We start from the raw sequence: 21919 nt of genomic DNA on the forward strand, positions 1-21919 counted from the left end.
CGATTCAGGCTGCAAACATGCGTCAGGGGGTGTAAAACAACGTAAAGTCATGGATTAGCGGGCCTTGATGACGTAATTTCTGCCTCGGAGGTATTTAAAATATGAATAAAATTTTATTAGTTGATGATGACCGCGAGCTCACTTCCTTGTTAAAGGAGTTGCTCGACATGGAAGGGTTCAACGTTCTGGTAGCCCATGACGGTGAACAGGCGCTGGCACTTCTGGACGACAGCATCGACCTGCTTTTGCTCGATGTGATGATGCCGAAGAAAAACGGTATCGACACGCTTAAAGAGCTTCGTCAGACACACCAGACCCCCGTTATTATGCTTACCGCGCGCGGAAGCGAGCTGGATCGCGTTCTGGGCCTTGAACTGGGCGCAGATGACTACTTGCCTAAGCCGTTCAACGATCGCGAGCTGGTTGCGCGTATACGCGCAATTCTGCGTCGTTCCCACTGGAGCGAACAGCAGCAAAACAGCGACGTCGGTTCCCCAACCGTTGAAGTTGATTCCCTGAGCCTGAATCCGGGCCGTCAGGAAGCCAGCTTTGATGGGCAGGTCCTTGAACTGACCGGCACTGAATTCACCCTGCTTTATCTGCTGGCACAGCATCTCGGCCAGGTAGTTTCCCGTGAACATCTGAGTCAGGAAGTGCTGGGCAAGCGCTTGACCCCGTTCGACCGCGCTATCGACATGCACATCTCCAACCTGCGCCGCAAACTGCCGGAACGTAAAGATGGGCATCCGTGGTTTAAAACCCTGCGTGGTCGCGGTTATCTGATGGTGTCGGCTTCATGATAGGAAGTTTGACCGCACGCATCTTCGCCATTTTCTGGTTAACGCTGGCGCTGGTGCTGATGCTGGTTCTGATGCTACCGAAGCTCGATTCTCGTCAAATGACTGAGCTGCTGGACAGCGAACAGCGCCAGGGCATGATGATTGAGCAGCACGTTGAAGAAGAGCTGGCGGCAGATCCACCGAACGATTTGATGTGGTGGCGTCGTCTGTTCCGTGCCATTGATAAGTGGGCGCCGCCCGGCCAACGCCTTCTGCTGGTGACCAGCGAAGGCCGCGTGATCGGCGCAGAACGCAGCGAAATGCAGATCATTCGCAACTTTATCGGGCAATCAGATAACTCAGATCACCCGCAAAAGAAAAAATATGGCCGCGTTGAGCTGGTTGGCCCGTTCTCCATCCGCGATGGGGAAGATAACTACCAGTTATACCTGATTCGACCTGCCAGCAGTTCACAGTCCGATTTTATCAACCTGCTGTTTGACCGCCCGTTATTGCTGCTCATCGTGACGATGTTAGTCAGTTCGCCACTGTTGTTATGGCTCGCGTGGAGCCTGGCAAAACCGGCGCGTAAACTGAAAAACGCCGCCGATGAAGTCGCCCAGGGGAACCTGCGTCAGCATCCTGAACTGGAGGCCGGCCCGCAGGAGTTTTTAGCCGCAGGCGCCAGCTTTAACCAGATGGTGACGGCGCTGGAACGCATGATGACGGCGCAGCAACGTCTGCTTTCTGATATCTCCCACGAGTTGCGCACGCCGTTAACGCGTTTGCAGCTGGGCACCGCATTGTTGCGTCGCCGCAGCGGAGAGAGCAAAGAGCTGGAGCGTATTGAAACCGAAGCGCAACGTCTGGACAGTATGATCAACGATCTGCTGGTGATGTCGCGTAATCAGGCGAATAACGCGCTGGTCAGCGAGACGATGAAGGCCAACCAACTGTGGGGTGAAGTGCTGGACAACGCCGCCTTCGAAGCCGAGCAGATGGGCAAATCCTTTAGCATCGATTATCCGCCAGGCCCGTGGCCGTTGTACGGTAACCCGAATGCGCTGGAAAGCGCGCTGGAAAACATCGTGCGCAACGCCCTGCGTTACTCACACACCAAAATCGCCGTGGCATTTGCAGTCGATAAAGATGGCATCACCGTAAACGTTGACGATGATGGCCCGGGTGTCAGCCCGGAGGACAGAGAGCAAATCTTCCGACCGTTCTATCGCACCGATGAAGCACGTGACCGTGAATCCGGCGGCACCGGGCTTGGCCTGGCGATTGTTGAAGCCGCTATTCAGCAGCATCGCGGCTGGGTTAAGGCCGATGACAGCCCGCTGGGTGGTTTGCGGTTAACGATTTGGTTGCCGTTGTATAAGCGGACGTAATCAGCACTATGCCCGGTGGCGCTTCGCTTACCGGGCCTACTTACCCCACAATCTCCGCGAATTATCCTCAATCTTGCCGCTAAGTACCCGCTTCTGCATTGTTCTCGTCCAGCTTGTCGATAGCCCTGCCGCCGACATCAACCGATGATACTGCTCTTCATCAAACGGCATATGCCACGCAATTGCTGCCGCTTCATGTACGGAAACCTCGCTCAGCCGCGAAACCAGCTCCAGCGGTGCATCGCTCGACACCTGCCCCGGCGCGACCACGCGATACAACCAGCCCACTTTGCCACGGCTTTGCATCTGTGAAGACATATCGGCAATACCAAAATGGTAGTTCAGCTTGAAGCAGGGTGAACGCGGCTGGCTGATCTGAATCAACGCCTCGCCCCAGCGGAAAATATCGCCGATAAAGGCCTCTTTTTCCGTCAAACCGTGCGTTGAAATATTTTCGCCAAACGCAGGCGCATAGAAGAGATCGGCCTGATCGGGAAATTCGCGCATCCACTCTGCGTAATGTTCGCGAGGATAGTGGCACAGCGCGCGCTCCGGGCCACCGTGGATTTTTTTCTCTGCCTGCTCATCGCCCGCCAGCCCCAGTTCGGTCAGCGTCAGCTCGCCGTCTACCTGCACCTTAGCAATCGCACTTGGGCGGCTACCGTCGTAGTCGCGGATGGTGCCAATAAAAACCTCAACCGGATAATGCATCTCGTCACCCTGTTTCACGGAAATCACTGCCTAAAGGCTCGCTGGTTGCAGGGGGAAATTCAATCTTTTTTTGCTATTAAAAAACCGGCCATAAAGGCCGGTTTCTACGCGCAAAAGCTATTTCACGCGGTGACGTAAGTCCATCTGCACTCTTTCCGCTTTCGCATAGCGAGACCAGATGGAGGTAACAATCGGCACCAGAATCGAGGTCACAATTACCGACGTTGCGACCAGCGATGTGGCGGCTGGCGCCATCGGTTTAAATGCCGGTACCATCTCTGCAATCAACACTGGCGTGGCGACCGCGGCCCCAGCCGAACTGGACGCAGCAATTCCCGCTGTGCCGTCACCGCCGCCGATGAATTTATCCGCCAACATCAGTGGGATACCGGTGATGATAATCACTGCCACCCCGAGCAGAATGCCCAACAGCCCGGTTTGAGCAATCACACTCAAATCAATGGTATTCCCTAATGCGAAAGCGAAGAACGGAATCAGCGTCTGCACCGCTTTGGTAAAGAAATCGCGCAGCTCAGGGTCAAGATTACCGAGCGCAAAACCAATCAGGAACGGCAATACCGCGCCAACAAACACATGCGGTTCAAACGAGGCAATCCCCGCTGTACCGAGAATAATCATCGTCATCAGCGGGCCGGACTCCAGCGACATCAATACAAACGCGCCCGATTCCTCTTTGGTGCCGTACTGTTGCATGATAGACGCGTAAAGCCCGCCGTTGGTCATATCCATCGAGGCGACCAGAGCCAGCGTTGATAACCCAGCAAAGAATCCCACTTCAACGCCGTGGACAGGCAGCAAGCGAGAGGTCACCGCAGCGACAACCCAGGCGACCAGAATTTTGGTGATGACCAGCGTACCCGATTTACGCAGCACCGTACCGGTCGCGCTGAGTTTGATGGAGGCGCCCATACAGAAAAACCATACCGCCAGGATCGGTACCGTTCCGGTGATCATCCCGTTGGTGAACGAGCCAAAATATTTACCCGCGCCCGGAGAGAAAGTGTGGCAAAGCGCCCCTAAAAACAGTGGCACCAGCATCATGCCGCCAGGAATTTTTTCTATCGCACGTTTAATTTGCATCGTCATCATCCTCATCCAGGATCGCTAATTTTTTGCCTGGCGGGTTTTCCTGAAACGGCTGAAAAACTCGTCTTCGATGATGAGATGCTAGACATTCATCGTACGAATAAAAGTGACCCAACATACAAATTAAAACAATATTTCATTTTTTACGGGATCGCGTTTCTTAGATGAGTTCCTGATAAAAAAAGCCCCCGCAGGCTTACCCAACGGGGGCTTTCGTACCTCACCTTACGGCAAGGCTATGGATAAAAACTTATTTTTTAGCCGCGAAACGTGCAGCAGCTTCGTCCCAGTTCACCACGTTCCAGAACTCTTTGATGTAGTCCGGGCGGCGGTTCTGGAATTTCAGGTAGTAAGCGTGTTCCCAAACGTCCAGGCCCACAATCGGGAAGCCAGATGCGCCAGAGATAGCTTCACCCATCAGCGGGGAATCCTGGTTAGCGGTAGAAACAACAGCCAGTTTGTCGCCTTTCAGCACCAGCCATGCCCAACCGGAACCGAAACGGGTTGCAGCCGCTTTTTCGAATTCTTCTTTGAATTTGTCAACGGAACCGAAATCGCGCTCGATAGCCGCTTTCAGATCACCCTGCAGGGTGGTGCCTTTTTTCAGGCCTTTCCAGAACAGGCTGTGGTTAGCGTGGCCGCCGGCGTTGTTGCGCAGGAACGTTCTTTTTTCAGCCGGGATCTGGTCCAGTTTGGTGATCAGTTCTTCAGCAGACAGGGAAGCGAACTCCGGCAGGCTTTCCAGCGCGGTATTCGCGTTGTTCACGTAGGTCTGGTGGTGTTTAGTGTGATGGATTTCCATCGTCTGCTTATCGAAGTGCGGTTCCAGGGCATCGTATGCATAAGGCAGTGATGGCAGGGTATAGCTCATAATCTTCTCCATTATTGTCGGGCGGCAAAGTGTTAACGCCGCGTAAGCAGTTGGTTCATTATAGTTAATTAAATGATATTGAAAATGATTATCAATGCCGTAGTTTTTATAAGGTTATAACTTTTTGTTATGTGACTGATTTTACGGGGCTTACAGGTCATAAACGCGTTGCCTATCAATGAAAAAGGCACAACCGCCTCGCTTTTTACACAGAATGTAAAAGTGTGAAGCCACTCACTACGACTTTGCTCTGATGGTCATTTTTTGAATCTCAGTGGCAATTACCGGAAGGTTATTAAATCGCATACTTTTTAAGCTCAATGGGTTGGCAGGAAGCCTGAACCAACAACAACCCGTTGAGGAAACAATAATGAATAATGCGATTATGATGGGCATTTTTTGGCATTTGATAGGCGCAGCCAGTGCAGCCTGTTTCTATGCCCCCTTCAAGAAGGTCAAACACTGGTCCTGGGAGACGATGTGGTCCGTTGGCGGCACCGTATCGTGGCTTATTCTCCCCTGGACAATCAGTGCCCTGCTGTTACCCAATTTCTGGGCCTATTACGGCTCATTTAGCGCCTCAACCCTGATGCCGGTCTTTCTCTTCGGCGCGATGTGGGGCATCGGCAATATCAACTATGGCCTGACGATGCGCTATCTCGGCATGTCGATGGGCATCGGGATTGCGATTGGCATTACGCTGATTGTTGGCACGCTAATGACGCCGATTCTGAACGGTAACTTTGATGTGCTGATTAACACCAAAGGCGGCCGCATGACGCTGCTGGGCGTGCTGGTTGCGCTGATCGGCGTGGGCATCGTCACCCGCGCGGGCCAGTTGAAAGAGCGCAACATGGGCATTAAAGCGGAAGACTTCAACCTCAAGAAAGGGCTGGTGCTGGCAGTGATGTGCGGCATCTTCTCAGCGGGGATGTCATTCGCCATGAGTGCTGCAAAACCGATGCACGAAGCGGCGGCTGCGCTGGGCGTTGACCCGCTCTACGTCGCGCTGCCTAGCTACGTCGTTATCATGGGCGGCGGCGCGCTGATTAACCTCGGTTTCTGCTTCATTCGTCTGGCAAAAGTTAAAACCCTGTCGGTAAAAGCTGACTTCTCGCTGGCAAAACCGCTGATCATCACCAACGTATTGCTCTCCGCGTTGGGCGGCCTGATGTGGTATTTGCAGTTCTTCTTCTACGCCTGGGGCCACGCCAAAATTCCGGCGCAGTATGAATACATCAGCTGGATGTTGCACATGAGCTTCTACGTGCTGTGCGGCGGTCTGGTTGGGCTGGTACTGAAAGAGTGGACCAATGCAGGTCGCCGTCCGGTCGGCGTGCTGAGCGTCGGCTGCGTGGTGATTATCATCGCGGCGAATATTGTTGGGCTGGGTATGGCCAGCTAATCAGGCAACCACTCCGGTACGATGACGCCACTGACCTGGCGTCATCCCCACCTCGCGGTTAAACACCACCGAAAAGTAGTTACTGTCCTCAAAACCGCACTGCATCGCCACCTCTCCGATCATCAAATCTGTATGCTGCAACAAATACTGCGCGTGGCAGATGCGTAACTGACGCAGATAGTGATTCACGGTCATGCCTGTCTGTTGGCGAAACTGCTGACGCAGCGCGCGTTCGCTGCAACCTTCCTGCGAACAAAAGAGATCCAGCGAGAAAGGGCGGTTCAGGCTTCCGGCAAGCGCACTCAGCAATCGGTCGAGCATCGCTTCGCTTTGCGTCGCTTCCAGATTATCGGTGGCGTAGCGATAACGTTTGAATGAGACCACCAGTTGGGCAAAAAGCAGCTCGGCCATTTCATTCGCCAGCGGTTCATCTTTGCGGCTTTCATGTTCCAGTTGGGTGATGATTTGCCGCGTCTGGGTCATTCCGCTGCTGCCAATGCGCCAGTGCGGCGTCCAGGCGCTGCCGTTCAGGCCGGGCAGGTAGTTTTGCCAGTCCAGATTAAGCTTCAGCCGCTCGGGGCAGTAGATAATATTCTGTAAAACCAGATCGTTAACCGAGGCGTAGGAGTGTTTATCTTCCGCGCGGATGTAGAAGAGATCGCCACGCGTGATGCGATAAGGGCGATCGTTGAGCATATGCAGGCCGTTTCCGCGCCAGACCAGCACCAGCTCGCTAAATTCATGGGTATGCTCCGCAAAGACGTTTTGCGGATAACGATCGGCGACCGCCACCGCTTGCCCAGGGCGGGCAAAGAATTCCTCTTTTCGCAGAACTAAGTGACCCGACACAGCCATACCTCACGACCTATAACGCACTATTGTCGCAGTTCTACGCTGAGAAAACGTTGATAGCCGCCGCGTTACTGCAAGGTGGCATCACGGCCCTGGCGAATATCGCGCGGTGACCAGTCGAATTCCCGGCGGAACAGGGTGGAAAAGTGGTTGCTGTCGCCAAAGCCACAGTGGTAGGCAATATCCGTTACGCTTTCGTCGCTGTGGCGCAGCAGATGGCGGGCCTTAATCAAACGCAGGCGATTGAGATAACGCTGCGGAGTCAGGCCCGTCGAGTGTTTAAGCTGGCGATGGAGCGTGCGCAGCGACAGCGAAAACTGCTCGGCCAGCGCTTCCCAGCAAACATCTTCCGCAAAATGATCTTCCAGCCAGGCCATCAACTGATTCAGACGCGCGTCGTTATCAACACTGCCCGCAACCTGGGTTCCACGACGCAGCAACACCAGCAGTTGCATAAAGAGAATTTCGCGGTTGGCGAGCGTTGCCGCGTCCATGTTGTCATCCACCTGCGCCATCTGATCGAGGATAAAGCGCACCTGTTGCAGCGTGCTCTGGCTCACCCGCCAGTGGGAAGGATAATTACCCTCTTTCTCCTGCGGCAGCAGTTGATCGAGCCCGGAAAGAAACTGGAACGCTTCCGGTGAGCGATAAAGGACATTGGTCAGACAAAGATTATCGGTGTGCTCATAAAGATGGCGATCCGTATCGCGAACAAAACAGACCGTGCCGCCGCAAATGGTATGTGGCTGACCATTGAAAACATGAATACCGGTCCCCTGCTCAACAATCACAATTTCATGAAAATCATGATGATGCTCAGGAAAAGCGGGCTGCGGAAGTCGCGGTTCAATCGCTACAGGTAATCGCCCTGAACGGAAAAAATCCACACTGTGCAATACGGTCATAACGCCCCCACTAAATGAGAAAAGTTATCAGGATAGTAATCGGGGGTGGCTGACCTCACCTTAAAGTTTCGACAGCAAAGGGCGCAAACCCGGTCGTTTTTTCAAGAAAGGCCGGGAAAGATCGGGAATTGCGGAGAGCGTCACACCCGCGCAATACGGGGCAATTGGCGGAAATTGTGAGCTCTCTCACGTCTACCTTTGCTTTCTTGCCAGCCGCCCATTTTGCTGTCAGTGATGAGAAGGTCACGTTCGTACGCGCTTCTTAGACTGGGTCCAATGACATTAAGAAGGACTCCAGCCATGACTCTTCGCCATTGTGTGGCCGTCGATTTAGGGGCATCCAGCGGACGCGTGATGCTTGCCCGCTACGACACCGGGCAACACACACTCTCTCTGCACGAAATCCACCGTTTCGTGAACTGCCTGCAAAAACAGGATGGATTTGATACCTGGGACATCGACGGGCTTGAGGCGGAGATCCGCACCGGCCTGAACAAGGTGTGCGAACAGGGCATCCTGATCGACAGCATCGGCATCGACACCTGGGGCGTGGATTACGTTCTGCTTAACCGCGACGGTCAGCGCGTTGGCCTGCCGGTCTCCTACCGTGACAGCCGCACCGACGGTGTGATGGCGCGGGCGATTGAACAGCTCGGGAAAGCGCAAATCTATCGCCGCAGCGGTATTCAGTTCCTGCCGTTTAATACGCTCTATCAGCTACGCGCGCTGGTTGAACAGCAGCCGGAAATCGCCGCCGAAGTGGCCCATGCCCTGCTGATCCCCGATTATTTCAGCTATCGCCTGACCGGCAAAATGAACTGGGAATATACCAACGCCACCACCACGCAGCTGGTCAATATTCAGACCGATAACTGGGATGAAGACCTGCTGAACTGGACCGGCGCATCGCCGAAATGGTTCGGTACGCCAACGCATCCTGGCAACGTGATTGGTCACTGGATTTGCCCGCTGGGCAACAAAATCCCGGTGGTGGCCGTCGCGAGCCATGACACGGCAAGCGCAGTCATTGCTTCGCCGCTGGCGAACAAAGACGCCGCTTATCTCTCTTCCGGTACCTGGTCGCTGATGGGCTTTGAAAGCACCACGCCGTATACCAGCGAGTATGCACTGGCAGCCAATATCACTAACGAAGGCGGCGCAGAAGGGCGTTATCGGGTGCTGAAAAACATTATGGGGTTGTGGCTGCTTCAGCGCGTGATTAAAGAGCAGAACATCACTGACCTGCCTGCATTGATTGCAGAAACGGAACAACTCAGCGCCTGCCATTTCCTGATCAACCCCAATGAAGACCGTTTTATTAACCCGGACAACATGAGCGCTGAAATTCAGGCCGCCTGCCGCGAGACCTCGCAGCCGGTGCCGCAGCGCCCTGCCGAACTGGCGCGCTGTATTTTCGACAGCCTTGCCCTGCTTTACGCCGACATTCTGAATGAACTGGCGCGCCTGCGCGGCAAACCGTTCAGCCAGCTGCATGTCGTCGGCGGCGGTTGCCAGAACCACTTACTCAACCAGCTTTGTGCCGACGCCTGCGGCGTGACGGTGGTGGCGGGCCCGATTGAGGCCTCCACGCTCGGCAATATCGGCGTGCAGCTGATGACGCTGGAAGAACTGGGCACCGTAGATGATTTCCGTCAGGTGGTAACCGGCAACTACGGCCTGACCACCTTTACACCTAATTCTGAACATGAAATTGCCCGCTACGTTGCGCAGTTTCAGCAAAAACGACTGACAAAGGAGCTTTGCGCATGACCACTCAACTTGAACAAGCCTGGGAACTGGCGAAACAGCGTTATTCCGCCATTGGCATCGACGTCGAAGAGACCCTGCGTCAGCTCGATCGCCTGCCGGTATCCATGCACTGCTGGCAGGGCGATGATGTCGCCGGTTTTGAAAACCCGGAGGGCAATCTGACCGGCGGTATTCAGGCGACGGGTAACTATCCAGGAAAAGCGCGTAATGCAACGGAATTACGTGCCGATCTGGAACAGGCACTGAGCCTGATCCCGGGGCCAAAACGTCTGAATCTGCACGCTATTTATCTGGAATCCGATACGCCGGTTTCCCGCGACAAAATCAAGCCGGAACACTTTAAAAACTGGGTGGAATGGGCGAAAGCGAATCACCTGGGTCTCGATTTCAACCCGTCCTGCTTCTCGCATCCGTTGAGTGCCGACGGTTTTACCCTCTCCCACCCGGACGCGAAAATTCGTCAGTTCTGGATCGATCACTGCAAGGCCAGCCGCCGTATCTCCGCTTACTTCGGCGAGCAACTGGGCACGCCGTCGGTGATGAATATCTGGATCCCGGACGGCATGAAAGACATCACCGTAGACCGTCTGGCACCGCGTCAGCGTCTGCTCAATGCGCTGGATGAAGTGATTAGCGAAAAACTGGACCCGGCACACCACATTGATGCAGTGGAGAGCAAGCTGTTCGGTATCGGCGCAGAAAGCTACACCGTGGGCTCCAACGAATTCTATATGGGCTATGCCGCCAGCCGCCAGACCGCGCTGTGCCTGGATGCGGGCCACTTCCACCCGACGGAAGTGATCTCCGACAAAATCTCTTCCGCCATGCTGTACGTTCCGCGTCTACTGCTGCACGTCAGCCGCCCGGTGCGCTGGGATAGCGATCACGTGGTACTGCTGGATGACGAAACTCAGGCTATCGCGAGCGAAATAGTGCGCAACGATTTGTTCGACCGCGTGCACATCGGCCTCGACTTCTTTGATGCTTCCATCAACCGCATCGCGGCGTGGGTTATCGGTACCCGCAACATGAAGAAAGCCCTGCTGCGCGCCCTGCTCGAACCCGTGGATGAGCTGCGTCAGTTGGAAGCGGAAGGCGATTACACCGCACGCCTGGCGCTGCTGGAAGAGCAGAAATCCCTGCCGTGGCAGGCGGTGTGGGAAATGTATTGCCAGCGCCACGATACGCCAGCAGGCAGCCAGTGGCTGGAGAACGTGCGTGCGTATGAAAAAGAGATTTTGAGTAAACGCGGGTAAACAACCCTCACCCCGGCCCTCTCCCACAGGGAGAGGGTGAATACCGAAACCGGACAATCCCCTCTCCCTGTGGGAGAGGGTTAGGGTGAGGGGTAAACCCCGCACCACCTAACAGGAACTCGAATACTATGCAATCCATCACTCAATCCTGGTTCGTCCAGGGCATGATCAAAGCCACCTCTGACGCCTGGCTGAAAGGCTGGGATGAACGTAACGGCGGTAACCTGACGCTGCGTCTGGACGAAGCCGACATCGCCCCTTACGAGGCTGATTTCCATAAAGAACCGCGCTATATCGCGCTCAGCCAGCCGATGCCCCTGCTGGCGAATACGCCGTTTATCGTCACTGGCTCCGGTAAATTCTTCCGCAACGTTCAGCTCGACACCGCCGCAAACATCGGCGTGGTAAAAGTGGACAGCGACGGCGCGGGCTATCACATCCTGTGGGGTTTAACCCATGAGGCGGTGCCAACATCTGAATTACCGGCCCACTTCCTGTCGCACTGCGAGCGCATCAAGGCAACCAACGGCAAAGATCGCGTGATCATGCACTGCCACGCCACCAACCTGATCGCCCTGACCTACGTGCTGGAAAATCGCACCGACGTGATCACCCGCCAGTTGTGGGAAGGCAGCACCGAATGTCTGGTGGTGTTCCCGGACGGCGTGGGCATTCTGCCGTGGATGGTGCCGGGTACAGACGAAATCGGCCAGGCGACTGCCGTCGAAATGCAGAAACATTCGCTGGTGCTGTGGCCATTCCACGGGGTATTCGGCAGCGGGCCGACGCTGGACGAGGCGTTTGGTTTGATCGATACCGCCGAGAAATCCGCAGAAGTGCTGGTGAAAGTCTATTCCATGGGCGGCATGAAGCAGACCATCACCCGTGAAGAGCTGATTGCCCTTGGCAAACGCTTTGGCGTCACTCCGCTCGCCAGCGCCCTCGCGCTCTAACCTATCCGCTCACGCCCGGCGACAGTGGCTGCCGCCGGACATAGGGCTTTTAATTTAAGGAGAAATATCATGAGCTTTATGTTGGCGCTTCCCAAAATCAGCCTGCACGGCGCGGGCGCGATTGCCGATATGGTCAACCTTGTTGCGAACAAACAGTGGGGCAAAGCGCTGGTGGTCACCGACGGGCAACTGGTGGAGCTGGGTCTGCTGGATAGTCTGTTTACCGCGCTTGATGCGCAGAATATGTCTTATCATCTTTTCGATGAGGTGTTTCCTAACCCCACCGAAGAGCTGGTGCAAAAAGGCTTTGCGGCGTATCAGGACGCGAACTGCGATTTCATCATCGCCTTTGGCGGCGGCAGCCCGATCGACACCGCCAAAGCGATCAAAATTCTGACCGCCAACCCTGGCCCGTCTACCGCCTACTCCGGCGTGGGCAAAGTTAAAAATGCCGGCGTGCCGCTGGTTGCCATTAACACCACCGCAGGCACCGCCGCCGAGATGACCAGCAACGCAGTGATCATCGATACCGCGCGCCAGGTGAAAGAAGTCATTATCGATTCCAATATTATCCCGGACATCGCCGTAGATGACGCCAGCGTGATGCTGGAAATTCCGGCGTCCGTCACCGCGGCCACCGGTATGGATGCGCTGACCCACGCGATTGAAGCTTACGTTTCCGTTGGCGCGCATCCGCTGACTGACGCCAACGCGCTGGAAGCCATTCGTCTGATCACCCAGTGGCTGCCGAAAGCGGTCGATGATGGCCATAACCTGGAAGCCCGCGAGCAGATGGCATTTGGTCAGTATCTGGCAGGAATGGCGTTCAACAGCGCCGGTCTTGGCCTGGTACACGCACTGGCGCATCAGCCGGGCGCAACGCACAATCTGCCGCACGGCGTGTGCAATGCCATCCTGCTGCCGATCATCGAAAACTTTAACCGCCCGAACGCAGTCGCCCGTTTTGCACGCGTCGCGCAGGCAATGGGCGTCAATACCCAGGGCATGAGCGACGAAGCGGCCAGCATGGAAGCTATCAACGCCATTCGAAAACTGAGCGCGCGTGTTGGCATTCCGGAAGGTTTCAGCAAGCTGGGCGTAACGAAAGCAGATATCGAAGGCTGGCTGGACAAAGCGCTGGCTGACCCTTGCGCGCCGTGCAACCCGCGCACCGCCAGCCGCGATGAAGTACGCGAGCTGTATCTGGAGGCGTTATGATCCGCAAAGCCTTTGTAATGCAGGTGCATGCCGACGCACACGAAGAGTATCAGCGTCGTCATAATCCTATCTGGCCGGAACTGGAAGCCACACTGAAATCCCACGGTGCGCACCATTACGCCATTTATCTCGATAAAGAGCGTAACCTGCTGTTCGCCACGGTGGAAATTGAATCTGAAGAGCGCTGGAACGCGGTGGCGAATACCGACGTTTGCCAGCGTTGGTGGAAATATATGACCGAGGTGATGCCTGCTAATCCAGATAACAGCCCGGTAAGCGCAGAGCTGAAAAACGTTTTTTATCTTGATTAAGTGTTTCACTAATAAAAACGCCTGCATCGCAGGCGTTTTTATTCTGTCGGTTTGCTGAAACCTTAGAAGTAATATTTGAAGCGGATACGACCACCGTAACGATCGTCGTTCTTAGTATAACCGTCTGCGTTACTATTATCGCTGTTGATCATAGAGTAGTACGCGCCGAGATAAATATTGAAGTTCTTCATATTCATGACATTCGGAATCAAATAAGACGCATGAATAGTATGAATATCGTACGTACCTTCGCTATAAATCCAGTCGTCGTCATCATGCTTAATCAGGCCAGCATAGTCATCAATGGTATTATGCGCGTAGATATAGCCCAGCTCGAAGTTTCTCCACAGGGCGTTCACCGCCGCAGTGAAGTCTTTTTCATTGTTGGCATCCAGATACGCCGTGTTCAGGTTAACCACTACGCCGTTTTCCGGATCGGTTTTCTGGCCGTTCCAGGTAAAGGTTAAGCCATAACCGGTACGGTCGGACTGGTCGATAAATTTGCCGTTGCTGTCGGTATAACCATAGGCTTTATCAACAACGTTGGATTCCATCGCCGCAGATACGGTAATTTCATCCTGAGAGTAGGCGATAACAGGACGCATGTAGATAACGTTTTTCTGCTGTTCCATCGCACGGCCATGATAGGAGTGCTGGCCATCATTTTCGCTATACAGAGATGTACCGTCTTCAAACAAGGTGTTCAGCTCGAAGTACCAGTTATCAAGCTGTTTGCTCATCAGGAAGTTGCCACCGGCATCAGAACGACCACGACCTTCTTTCATCATATAGATGTAGCCGCTACCGTCGTCATACAGGTCATTCGCCGTGTTACCGGAGTGCTCAACAAAGGTATCCTGATTGAGTGGGAACATATCGTAGGCTTCGAAACGACCGACTTTCACTTTCCAGTCGTCCTGACGACCAAAGAAGAATACCGCATCATCGATGTTAACCACGCCTTCCATATCACCCAAAGGCTGAGCTGAGAAGCCCGCGTAGTAACCATCGCCTAACTGGCGGGTACCGTCAAAGCCGAGCAGAATACGGCCATTCAGGTTCCACTGTTCGTTAGAGTTGTCAGGTTTGAAATTACCGTTGGTTGCCGCCAGCACACCGTGGCTACTTTCAGCATCCATGTTGAATTCAACGTCGCCGTAGAATTTGATGTCGCCGTATCCGGACAACGTCAACGTCGGTTTAGACGCATTATTGGCGATTTCTGATGCAGGCTGTTGACCATTTACAGGCGTATTCCCCTGAGCATCTTTGATCTCTTTGATTTCGGCAGCCTGTTGAACCTGAAGCTGCTGAACTTTATTTTCTGCCTGCGTCGCGCGATTTTCCGCAGCTTCCAGACGGTTTTCAAGCATTTCCAGACGCTGTTCCAACGTCATTGTTCTTGGTTTTGCAACACCTGTGTTTGCCACTAACAACAACCCAATGGCGATAGATAATGTTGTTTTCTTCATTATTCGCTTTCCTTGAGATAACTAATAATTAGTAAAACTCTGCGCGAGTTTATTCATCTACTTATATAAAATGGATGAATGTAATTTTATTAGATTGCCCGGACGCGAAATAACGTGAAAGCATCAATCCCATTGATTCGGTTTTCCACGCCTCAGGAGCTAATAAATATTAGCTAAATAGTTCCGCAAGTAAACACAGGTAATTACCATATCGTGAGCGAGGTAACACTGGAAACAAATTTTAATAAATAATCGATCGTTAGTATTTTTTAAATAAATTGGATTTAATTATAAATACATTATTTATATAAATTATATGAATTTTCAGTGAGATGTAATAATTGAAATATATAATTGTGCGCACAGACGTGCGCACGACGGCTTAATTTTGCTCAGCAACCAGAATCGCCAGGGTATCGGGTTCAAGTGCTTTGAAGATATGTTCCTGATCGCCAGGATAACAGATGTAATCGCCCGCACTTAACTCTTCCGGTGCATCGGTTAACCCAACCAGCGCGCGACCTTGCGTCACAATAATGTGTTCTACCGAACCGACAGGATGGGGCTGCGAGATACGATCCGCGCCTGGCTGTGTTGTTAGCAGATAGATATCGCGACGTGCGCCGGGCGGACAGGTTGCCAACAGCGTCGCCTGGTAGTTCGCCTGCTCCGCCAGCACTTTCACCCCTTCCCCCCGGCGAATTACCTGCGTCTTCTGCACCTGTGGTTCCAGCAGGCGGCTGAAAGGGATATCCAGCGCGACGCAGAGCGACCACAGCGTTTCCAGGCTAGGATTACCATTCCCTGCTTCAAGCTGCGAGAGTGTCGATTTCGCGATACCGGCACGACGGGCAATTTCCGCCAAAGACAGCCCTGTCCTCATACGCTCGCGTACCAGACTCTTTGCGATCACGCTGATTGGCTGCGTCATAATGCCACTCCATTATTCTATTAATCGAACGAATTGATTATCTTGAAAAGGCCTTCTGTTGCGTTCATTATAATGGAAACTCGTTCGATATAGCCAACAATCATGTTCAAAAAACATTTCGGTTGCCTGAAAGGCGACACCTTAAAAGCGATTTTTCTGGTCTGTCTTGCCGTTGGGATCGTCGCAGTTTCCTACGGCTCGCTGGCGATGGCGTACGGTTTTCCGCTATGGGTGCCGCTCATTCTTTCACTCACCGTACTGGCGGGCGCATCTGAATTTATGTTTATCGGCATCGTTGCCAGCGGCGGTAACCCGCTTGCGGCAGCCGTGGCGGGATTGTTGGTCAACGCACGTCATTTTCCGTTTGGTATTACCGTCCGTGACCTGGTGGGCAAACGCATGTTGAGCTTCCTCGGTTGCCACATCATGAATGATGAAAGCGTCGTTTTCGGCCTGTCGCAACCGACACCAGAACAGCGTAAAGCGGCATTCTGGCTGTGCGGGCTGGGCGTTGCCTTTGTCTGGCCAGCAGGAACGCTGCTGGGCGCAGGCGTCGGCAAACTCCTTCCCTCTCCGGAGACCATCGGCCTTGATGCCGTGTTCCCGGCCATTCTGCTGGCGTTAGTGCTTCCGGCATTAAAGAAAAGTAAAACGTCACTTATTCGTGCATCCAGCGGAGCGGCTATCTCACTGGCTTCCGTGCCTTTCGCGCCGGTCGGTTTACCCGTCCTGCTCTCCATGCTCGGCTTACTGGCGAGGAAAAAATAATGGGCGACACCACACTGATTATTCTGGGTATCGCGCTGCTTTCTGCGGGTACCTATTTAATGCGCCTGGGCGGAGCAAAGCTGGGCGGGCGTTTACAGTTTTCTGAACGATCTCAGGCGCTATTATCAGATGCCGCAACCACGTTGTTATTTGCCGTGGCGCTGGCAACCACCTTTTACGAAGGTGAACATTTTGCCGGTCTGGCACGTGTTCTGGGCGTGGGCTTTGCGGTGTTTCTGGCATGGCGAAAGTGCCCGCTTATTGTGGTAATTTTCGCGGCGGCGATCGTGACGGGGTTGCTGCGGATGGCGGGAATGCATTAAGAACATAACTAAACCGTTCAGTACAAATTCATCAGTATTATTTTTAGCCCCTAATATGTGCCCTGTTTCGCAAAAATAGGGCATGACTCCCTCCGGTATTGTCATGTCATCGGGACATATTGCCACTCATCTCCTTCGGCAGCCGCCGTTAAAATCTAGCCAAATGGATTTTAACGGAGCGCATTATGGCAGCCCTCACCACTCACTGTATTGATCTCAATATTCAGGGCAATACTGCCTATTCCATCCTGAAACAGCTCGCAGAACTCGCTTTTCAAAATGGCTATATCACCAACCGCGGTCAGTTTTTGCAAACGCTACTGCAACGAGAAAAGCTCCATTCCACTGGATTCGGTTCCGGGGTTGCCGTACCACACGGAAAAAGCCCTTGCATCAAACAACCGTTCGTTCTTTTTGCCCGCAAAACGCAGCTCATCGACTGGAAAGCGGAGGATGGCGAAGCCGTCAACTGCTGGATCTGTCTTGGTGTACCGCAAACCGGTGAAGAGGAGCAGGTCAAAATCATCGGGACATTATGCCGAAAAATCATCCATCAGGAATTTATTCATCAACTTAAACAGGGCGATGCCAATCAGGTACTGGCTCTGTTAAACCAAACTTTAACCGCATAAGGACGTGGCTATGACATCATCCTTAAATTTAGTGGCGATCACCAATTGCCCCGCAGGAATCGCTCACACCTATATGGTCGCGGAAGCGCTGGAGCAAAAAGCGCGAACTCTCGGTCACGCCATAAAAGTCGAAACACAAGGGTCGAGTGGTGTTGAAAATCGCCTGACGAGCGATGAAATTGCCGCTGCCGACTATGTCATTCTGGCGACAGGACGCGGGTTGAGCGCTGAAGACCGGGCGCGCTTTGCCGGGAAAAAAGTGTATGAAATAGCTATCTCTCAGGCACTTAAAAATATCGATCGGATATTCATTGAGTTGCCAACAAATTCACAGGTATTTACCGCAGAGAGTAGCGTGAAGCTGGGGAAACAGGAGGTCCAGAGCGGTAGTGTAATGAGCCACCTGATGGCAGGCGTATCTGCAGCGCTACCGTTTGTGATTGGCGGCGGTATTCTGGTGGCTATTGCCAATATGCTGGTGCAAATGGGATTGCCCTATACGGACATGTCCAAAGGCACGCCTTCCTTTACCTGGATAGTGGAATCTATAGGGTATCTTGGGTTCACCTTTATGATCCCGATAATGGGTGCCTATATTGCCTGGTCAATCGCTGATAAACCTGCATTTGCACCAGCATTTCTGGTGTGTTACCTGGCGAACGATAAAGGTTTGCTCGGTACACAATCTGGCGCCGGTTTTCTCGGCGCAGTCATTTTAGGCCTGGCGATTGGCTATTTTGTGCTGTGGTTTCGCAAAGTGCGTCTCGGTAAGGCTTTACAACCGTTGCTGGGTTCCATGCTTATCCCGTTTGTAACGTTATTTGTCTTTGGCGTATTGACCTATTACGTCATCGGCCCTGTGATGTCCGACATTATGGGTGGACTGCTGCATATGCTGAATACCATCCCACCGTCAATGAAACTGGGTGCCGCGTTTCTGGTTGGTGCAATGCTGGCTTTCGATATGGGAGGCCCAATCAACAAAACCGCGTGGTTCTTCTGTTTCTCCCTGCTCGAAAAGCATATTTATGATTGGTACGCAATTGTTGGTGTGGTGGCGCTTATGCCCCCCGTCGCGGCAGGCCTTGCCACTTATCTTGCCCCCAAACTCTTCACTCAGCAGGAGAAAGGGGCTGCCAGTAGCGCCATCGTGGTTGGCGCCACTGTCGCCACCGAACCCGCGATTCCTTACGCATTAGCCGCGCCCCTGCCGATGATCACCGCCAATACCCTTGCTGGCGGTATCACCGGCATGCTGGTTATCGCTTTTGGAATCAAACGTCTGGCACCTGGATTAGGTATCTTTGACCCGCTGATTGGCCTGATGTCACCCATCGGTTCATTTTATCTGGTGCTGGCAATAGGCCTGGCGCTAAACATTTCGTTAATCATTGTTCTGAAAGGATTATGGCTTAAACGTAAAGCCGCTCAGCAGGAGGCAAACCATGAACATTGAACTACTTCAGCACTTATGTGAAGCCAGCGCCGTCAGCGGCGATGAGCAGGAAGTTCGCGCGCATCTGATTAAAACGCTGCAATCAAGCGTGGATGAAATCACATTTGACGGTCTGGGAAGTTTTGTCGCGCGGAAAGGTCATCGCGGACCGAAGGTCGCCATTGTGGGCCATATGGACGAAGTGGGATTTATGGTAACCCACATTGATGAAGGAGGGTTTCTGCGCTTTACCACTATTGGCGGTTGGTGGAATCAATCCATGCTTAACCACCTGGTAACGATACGTACCCGTGACGGGCATAAGATACCGGGGATCATCGGCTCTGTCGCTCCACATGCATTGACGGAGAAACAGAAACAACAGCCCCTCTCTTTCGACGAAATGTTCATTGATATTGGCGCAGGCAGCCGTGAAGACGTTGAACGAAAAGGAATAAAGATCGGCGATTTTGTCAGCCCTGAAGCCAATTTTGCACGTTGGGGCGAGGATAAAATTGTGGGGAAGGCGCTGGATAATCGCGTCGGTTGCGCCCTGATGGCTGAGTTATTGCAGAAGGTCGATAACCCCGACATTACGCTTTATGGCGTAGGCAGCGTTGAAGAGGAAGTGGGGCTACGGGGCGCGCAAACCTCGGCAGAACACATCAAGCCCGATGTTGTCATTGTGCTTGATACCGCTGTGGCGGGCGATGTTCCGGGTATTGATAGCGTCAAATATCCATTGAAGCTGGGCGCGGGGCCGGGGGTAATGCTATTTGATAAACGTTACTTCCCTAATCAGCGTCTGGTTGCCGCCCTGAAAGCATGCGCCGAACATCATTCAACGCCTTTACAATTTTGCACCATGAAAACCGGGGCGACGGACGGTGGGCGCTATAACGTGATGGGCGGTGGCCGCCCTGTTGTAGCATTGTGTCTGCCAACGCGTTACCTGCATGCCAACAGCGGTATGATTTCCGTAAAAGATTATGACGCCTTGTTTACGCTAATCAGCAAGTGGTTGACCTCGCTTACGGCCAGGGAAGTCGCGGCTTATACTGATTTTCATCAGGAGAGCTAATGCTAACGGAACGCCAGTTAAAGCTTATCGACCTCCTGGAGCATCAGGCTCAGTCTCTGGGTGAACTGGCTCGGCAAACTGGCGTTTCGGGCAGAACGGTCCTGCGCGATCTCGATTACCTCAACTTTACCTTTAGCGGTAAAGCCCATATTCATCCCAGCGGAAACGCCGGTTATCAACTCGAAATTGTCGACAAGCGTGGCTTCTTTCAGCTTTTGCAGCGGCATGATAATGATGATCGGTTGCTGGCGCTGTTATTGCTCAAGCCATTCACGCCAAGAATACAGCTTGCTTCAGTGCTGAATTTGCCGGAAGCCTGGGTCGCGGAAAAACTCCCTCGATTAAAACAGCGCTATGAACGCGCATTTTGCCTTGCCAGCCGCCCCGGTCTGGGCCATTTCATCGACGAACCGGAAGAGAAACGCATTATTTTATTGGCGAATCTGTTAAGGAAAGATCCGCTACTCATCCCTTTACCAGGATTAACGGCAGACAATATCACGCAGCTTTATGCGCATTGCGAAAAACAGAGCCTGTTTCCCCTGATGCCGGGTAACTATCTCGCCAGTCTGGTGCTAGCGATTTATGCCTTGCGTAATCAACTTAAAACCCATTGGCCGACCTGCGCGCCCACGGCGCTCACCACCTTCGTCGATCAGGCGGGAATATATTTGGGTGATAACGCATGCAGGGCGCTGTTTGGTTTGCTGGAAACACTGCGACAGCAGGCCGAAAAAATATCCAGTGACGCCGTGGTCTCTCTTTTACAATGCGTTCCTGGAGTTGCCTCCCTGAACATCATTGACGAGCAACTGATTGAAAATATTACGGGTCATCTTCTGAGGTGTGTCACTGCGCCTGTATGGGTAGCCGAGTATCGCCCCAGCAGCATGAACAATCTCAAGGCGGCCTGGCCATCCGCGTTCGATATGAGTCTGCACTTTATTGCCTTGCTGCGTGAAAAACTGAATATTTTGCTCTTTGACAGCGACCTGATAGGCCTGTATTTCGCCTGTGCGCTGGAACGGCATCAGAAGGAGCGCCATCCCGTTATTTTATTATCCGATCAGAATGCAATTGCGACGATTAATCAGCAGGCGATTGAGCGAGATGTATTGAATTGCAGGGTCATCATTGCGCGGATGCCAGAGGACGTGAACGCCCTGATCCAGGAAATTGAGCCATTGCTGATCATCAATAACAGCCACTATTTATTAGATGAGCGCTTCAAAAATGTTCTGGTGATTAAGAACATTATTACCGCCGCAGGCACTGAACAGATTAGAAACTTTCTTGCTACTGCATTCATTCGCCAGCAACCAGAACGTTTCTTCTTAAAGAATGGAAGCTTTCACCTTTCGAACCCACCTCATTCTCTATGGCACCATGTCATCAGCGATATTTGCGGCCAACTTGTCGCCCGCCAGGCCATCACGAAGGACGAAGCGCAACGTATTTGCGCTCGGGAAAGCGAAGGGGAAAATCTGGTTGTAAACCACCTTGCTATTCCCCATTGCTGGAGCGAACAGGCAGATCATTTTCGCGGTTTTTTTATTACTCTTCAACATCCTGTGCATGTGTGTGGAGAAGCCGTCAATCACGTACTGGTAACATGCGCAGCGGCAGACGCTCGGGATGAATTGAAAATATTTAGTTATTTATCAGGTGCTTTAATTCGATACCCATGGGAAACAATTAAAAACCTGAGCGGGTATGATTCCTTTATTACATTGCTCCAGCAGCCATAA

Annotated in this window: 21 protein-coding genes; 14 read left to right on the plus strand and 7 right to left on the minus strand. The window is 53.0% G+C overall.

Translation table 11 applies throughout. The annotated features are described in order from the left end of the window. Window positions 1-101 precede the first annotated feature (101 nt). Together cpxR and cpxA are read left to right on the plus strand one after the other, a co-directional pair. Window positions 102-800: an envelope stress response regulator transcription factor CpxR gene (cpxR, locus tag AC1MKH_RS24305; RefSeq protein WP_015966513.1), complete on the plus strand. Its 699-nt coding sequence runs from the start codon at window positions 102-104 to the stop codon at window positions 798-800. Then, a complete protein-coding gene (cpxA, locus tag AC1MKH_RS24310; RefSeq protein WP_276219235.1) occupies window positions 797-2170 on the plus strand; it encodes an envelope stress sensor histidine kinase CpxA in 1374 nt (457 codons plus the stop codon). Before cpxR ends, cpxA begins: the two co-directional genes overlap by 4 nt. Before the next feature lie 36 nt (window positions 2171-2206). Here the strand turns inward: cpxA and yiiM are convergent, their stop codons facing one another. The 3 genes from yiiM to sodA form a co-directional block, all read right to left on the minus strand. Continuing rightward, window positions 2207-2881 carry a 6-hydroxyaminopurine reductase gene (yiiM, locus tag AC1MKH_RS24315; RefSeq protein ID WP_276219334.1) on the minus strand — a complete coding sequence of 225 codons (675 nt, stop codon included), beginning with the start codon at window positions 2879-2881 and terminating at the stop codon, window positions 2207-2209. A gap of 117 nt (window positions 2882-2998) precedes the next feature. Continuing rightward, the gene (gene kdgT / locus AC1MKH_RS24320; RefSeq protein WP_231825880.1) at window positions 2999-3982 is read right to left on the minus strand and encodes a 2-keto-3-deoxygluconate transporter; all 984 of its coding nucleotides are present in this window, start codon (window positions 3980-3982) and stop codon (window positions 2999-3001) included. Between the two features lie 256 nt (window positions 3983-4238). Beyond that, window positions 4239-4859 carry a superoxide dismutase [Mn] gene (sodA, locus tag AC1MKH_RS24325; protein WP_015966516.1) on the minus strand — a complete coding sequence of 207 codons (621 nt, stop codon included), beginning with the start codon at window positions 4857-4859 and terminating at the stop codon, window positions 4239-4241. 370 nt (window positions 4860-5229) lie between these two features. Between sodA and rhaT the strand changes: the two genes are divergently transcribed. Beyond that, window positions 5230-6264, plus strand: a complete 1035-nt coding sequence (gene rhaT, locus AC1MKH_RS24330) for an L-rhamnose/proton symporter RhaT (RefSeq protein ID WP_276219238.1) — start codon at window positions 5230-5232, stop codon at window positions 6262-6264. Here rhaT and rhaR read toward each other — a convergent pair whose 3' ends face one another. Both rhaR and rhaS read right to left on the minus strand, forming a co-directional pair. Continuing rightward, the gene (gene rhaR / locus AC1MKH_RS24335; protein ID WP_276219240.1) at window positions 6265-7113 is read right to left on the minus strand and encodes an HTH-type transcriptional activator RhaR; all 849 of its coding nucleotides are present in this window, start codon (window positions 7111-7113) and stop codon (window positions 6265-6267) included. It lies immediately after the preceding gene. 71 nt (window positions 7114-7184) lie between these two features. Continuing rightward, complete coding sequence (gene rhaS / locus AC1MKH_RS24340; RefSeq protein WP_276219242.1) at window positions 7185-8021, minus strand: HTH-type transcriptional activator RhaS; 837 nt, start codon at window positions 8019-8021, stop codon at window positions 7185-7187. A gap of 300 nt (window positions 8022-8321) precedes the next feature. On the opposite strand from rhaS, the gene rhaB reads away from it, so the two are divergent. The 5 genes from rhaB (at window position 8322) to rhaM (ending at window position 13529) form a co-directional block, all read left to right on the plus strand. Beyond that, window positions 8322-9791, plus strand: coding sequence for a rhamnulokinase (gene rhaB / locus AC1MKH_RS24345; RefSeq protein ID WP_276219244.1), 1470 nt, complete (start codon window positions 8322-8324; stop codon window positions 9789-9791). Beyond that, window positions 9788-11047 carry an L-rhamnose isomerase gene (gene rhaA / locus AC1MKH_RS24350; protein WP_276219246.1) on the plus strand — a complete coding sequence of 420 codons (1260 nt, stop codon included), beginning with the start codon at window positions 9788-9790 and terminating at the stop codon, window positions 11045-11047. The genes rhaB and rhaA overlap by 4 nt, the downstream gene beginning before the upstream one ends. Before the next feature lie 128 nt (window positions 11048-11175). Next, on the plus strand, window positions 11176-12000 hold the full coding sequence (gene rhaD, locus AC1MKH_RS24355; protein WP_276219248.1) for a rhamnulose-1-phosphate aldolase: 825 nt from the start codon (window positions 11176-11178) through the stop codon (window positions 11998-12000). A gap of 69 nt (window positions 12001-12069) precedes the next feature. Next, window positions 12070-13218, plus strand: coding sequence for a lactaldehyde reductase (gene fucO / locus AC1MKH_RS24360; protein ID WP_276219250.1), 1149 nt, complete (start codon window positions 12070-12072; stop codon window positions 13216-13218). After that, window positions 13215-13529, plus strand: coding sequence for an L-rhamnose mutarotase (rhaM, locus tag AC1MKH_RS24365; RefSeq protein WP_276219252.1), 315 nt, complete (start codon window positions 13215-13217; stop codon window positions 13527-13529). Before fucO ends, rhaM begins: the two co-directional genes overlap by 4 nt. A 62-nt stretch (window positions 13530-13591) precedes the next feature. Here the strand turns inward: rhaM and AC1MKH_RS24370 are convergent, their stop codons facing one another. Further along, window positions 13592-15001 (minus strand): carbohydrate porin, encoded by a 1410-nt coding sequence (locus AC1MKH_RS24370; RefSeq protein WP_276219254.1) that lies wholly within the window; start codon window positions 14999-15001, stop codon window positions 13592-13594. Window positions 15002-15383: 382 nt separating this feature from the next. Next, window positions 15384-15932: a helix-turn-helix domain-containing protein gene (locus AC1MKH_RS24375; protein WP_276219256.1), complete on the minus strand. Its 549-nt coding sequence runs from the start codon at window positions 15930-15932 to the stop codon at window positions 15384-15386. Window positions 15933-16034: 102 nt separating this feature from the next. Between AC1MKH_RS24375 and AC1MKH_RS24380 the strand changes: the two genes are divergently transcribed. From AC1MKH_RS24380 to AC1MKH_RS24405, 6 genes are all read left to right on the plus strand, one after another. Further along, window positions 16035-16700, plus strand: coding sequence for an AzlC family ABC transporter permease (locus AC1MKH_RS24380; protein WP_276219258.1), 666 nt, complete (start codon window positions 16035-16037; stop codon window positions 16698-16700). Then, window positions 16700-17023, plus strand: a complete 324-nt coding sequence (locus AC1MKH_RS24385; protein ID WP_276219260.1) for an AzlD domain-containing protein — start codon at window positions 16700-16702, stop codon at window positions 17021-17023. The genes AC1MKH_RS24380 and AC1MKH_RS24385 overlap by 1 nt, the downstream gene beginning before the upstream one ends. 185 nt (window positions 17024-17208) lie before the next feature. Beyond that, a complete protein-coding gene (locus tag AC1MKH_RS24390; protein WP_276219262.1) occupies window positions 17209-17655 on the plus strand; it encodes a PTS fructose transporter subunit IIA in 447 nt (148 codons plus the stop codon). Between the two features lie 10 nt (window positions 17656-17665). Beyond that, the gene (locus AC1MKH_RS24395) at window positions 17666-19111 is read left to right on the plus strand and encodes a PTS fructose-like transporter subunit IIBC (RefSeq protein WP_276219264.1); all 1446 of its coding nucleotides are present in this window, start codon (window positions 17666-17668) and stop codon (window positions 19109-19111) included. Further along, entirely contained in the window at window positions 19101-20171 is a 1071-nt protein-coding gene (locus AC1MKH_RS24400) for an aminopeptidase (RefSeq protein WP_276219266.1), read from the plus strand. Before AC1MKH_RS24395 ends, AC1MKH_RS24400 begins: the two co-directional genes overlap by 11 nt. Then, window positions 20171-21919 carry a putative frv operon regulatory protein gene (locus AC1MKH_RS24405; protein ID WP_276219268.1) on the plus strand — a complete coding sequence of 583 codons (1749 nt, stop codon included), beginning with the start codon at window positions 20171-20173 and terminating at the stop codon, window positions 21917-21919. The genes AC1MKH_RS24400 and AC1MKH_RS24405 overlap by 1 nt, the downstream gene beginning before the upstream one ends.

This window comes from Pseudocitrobacter sp. CD920760, from assembly GCF_057782505.1.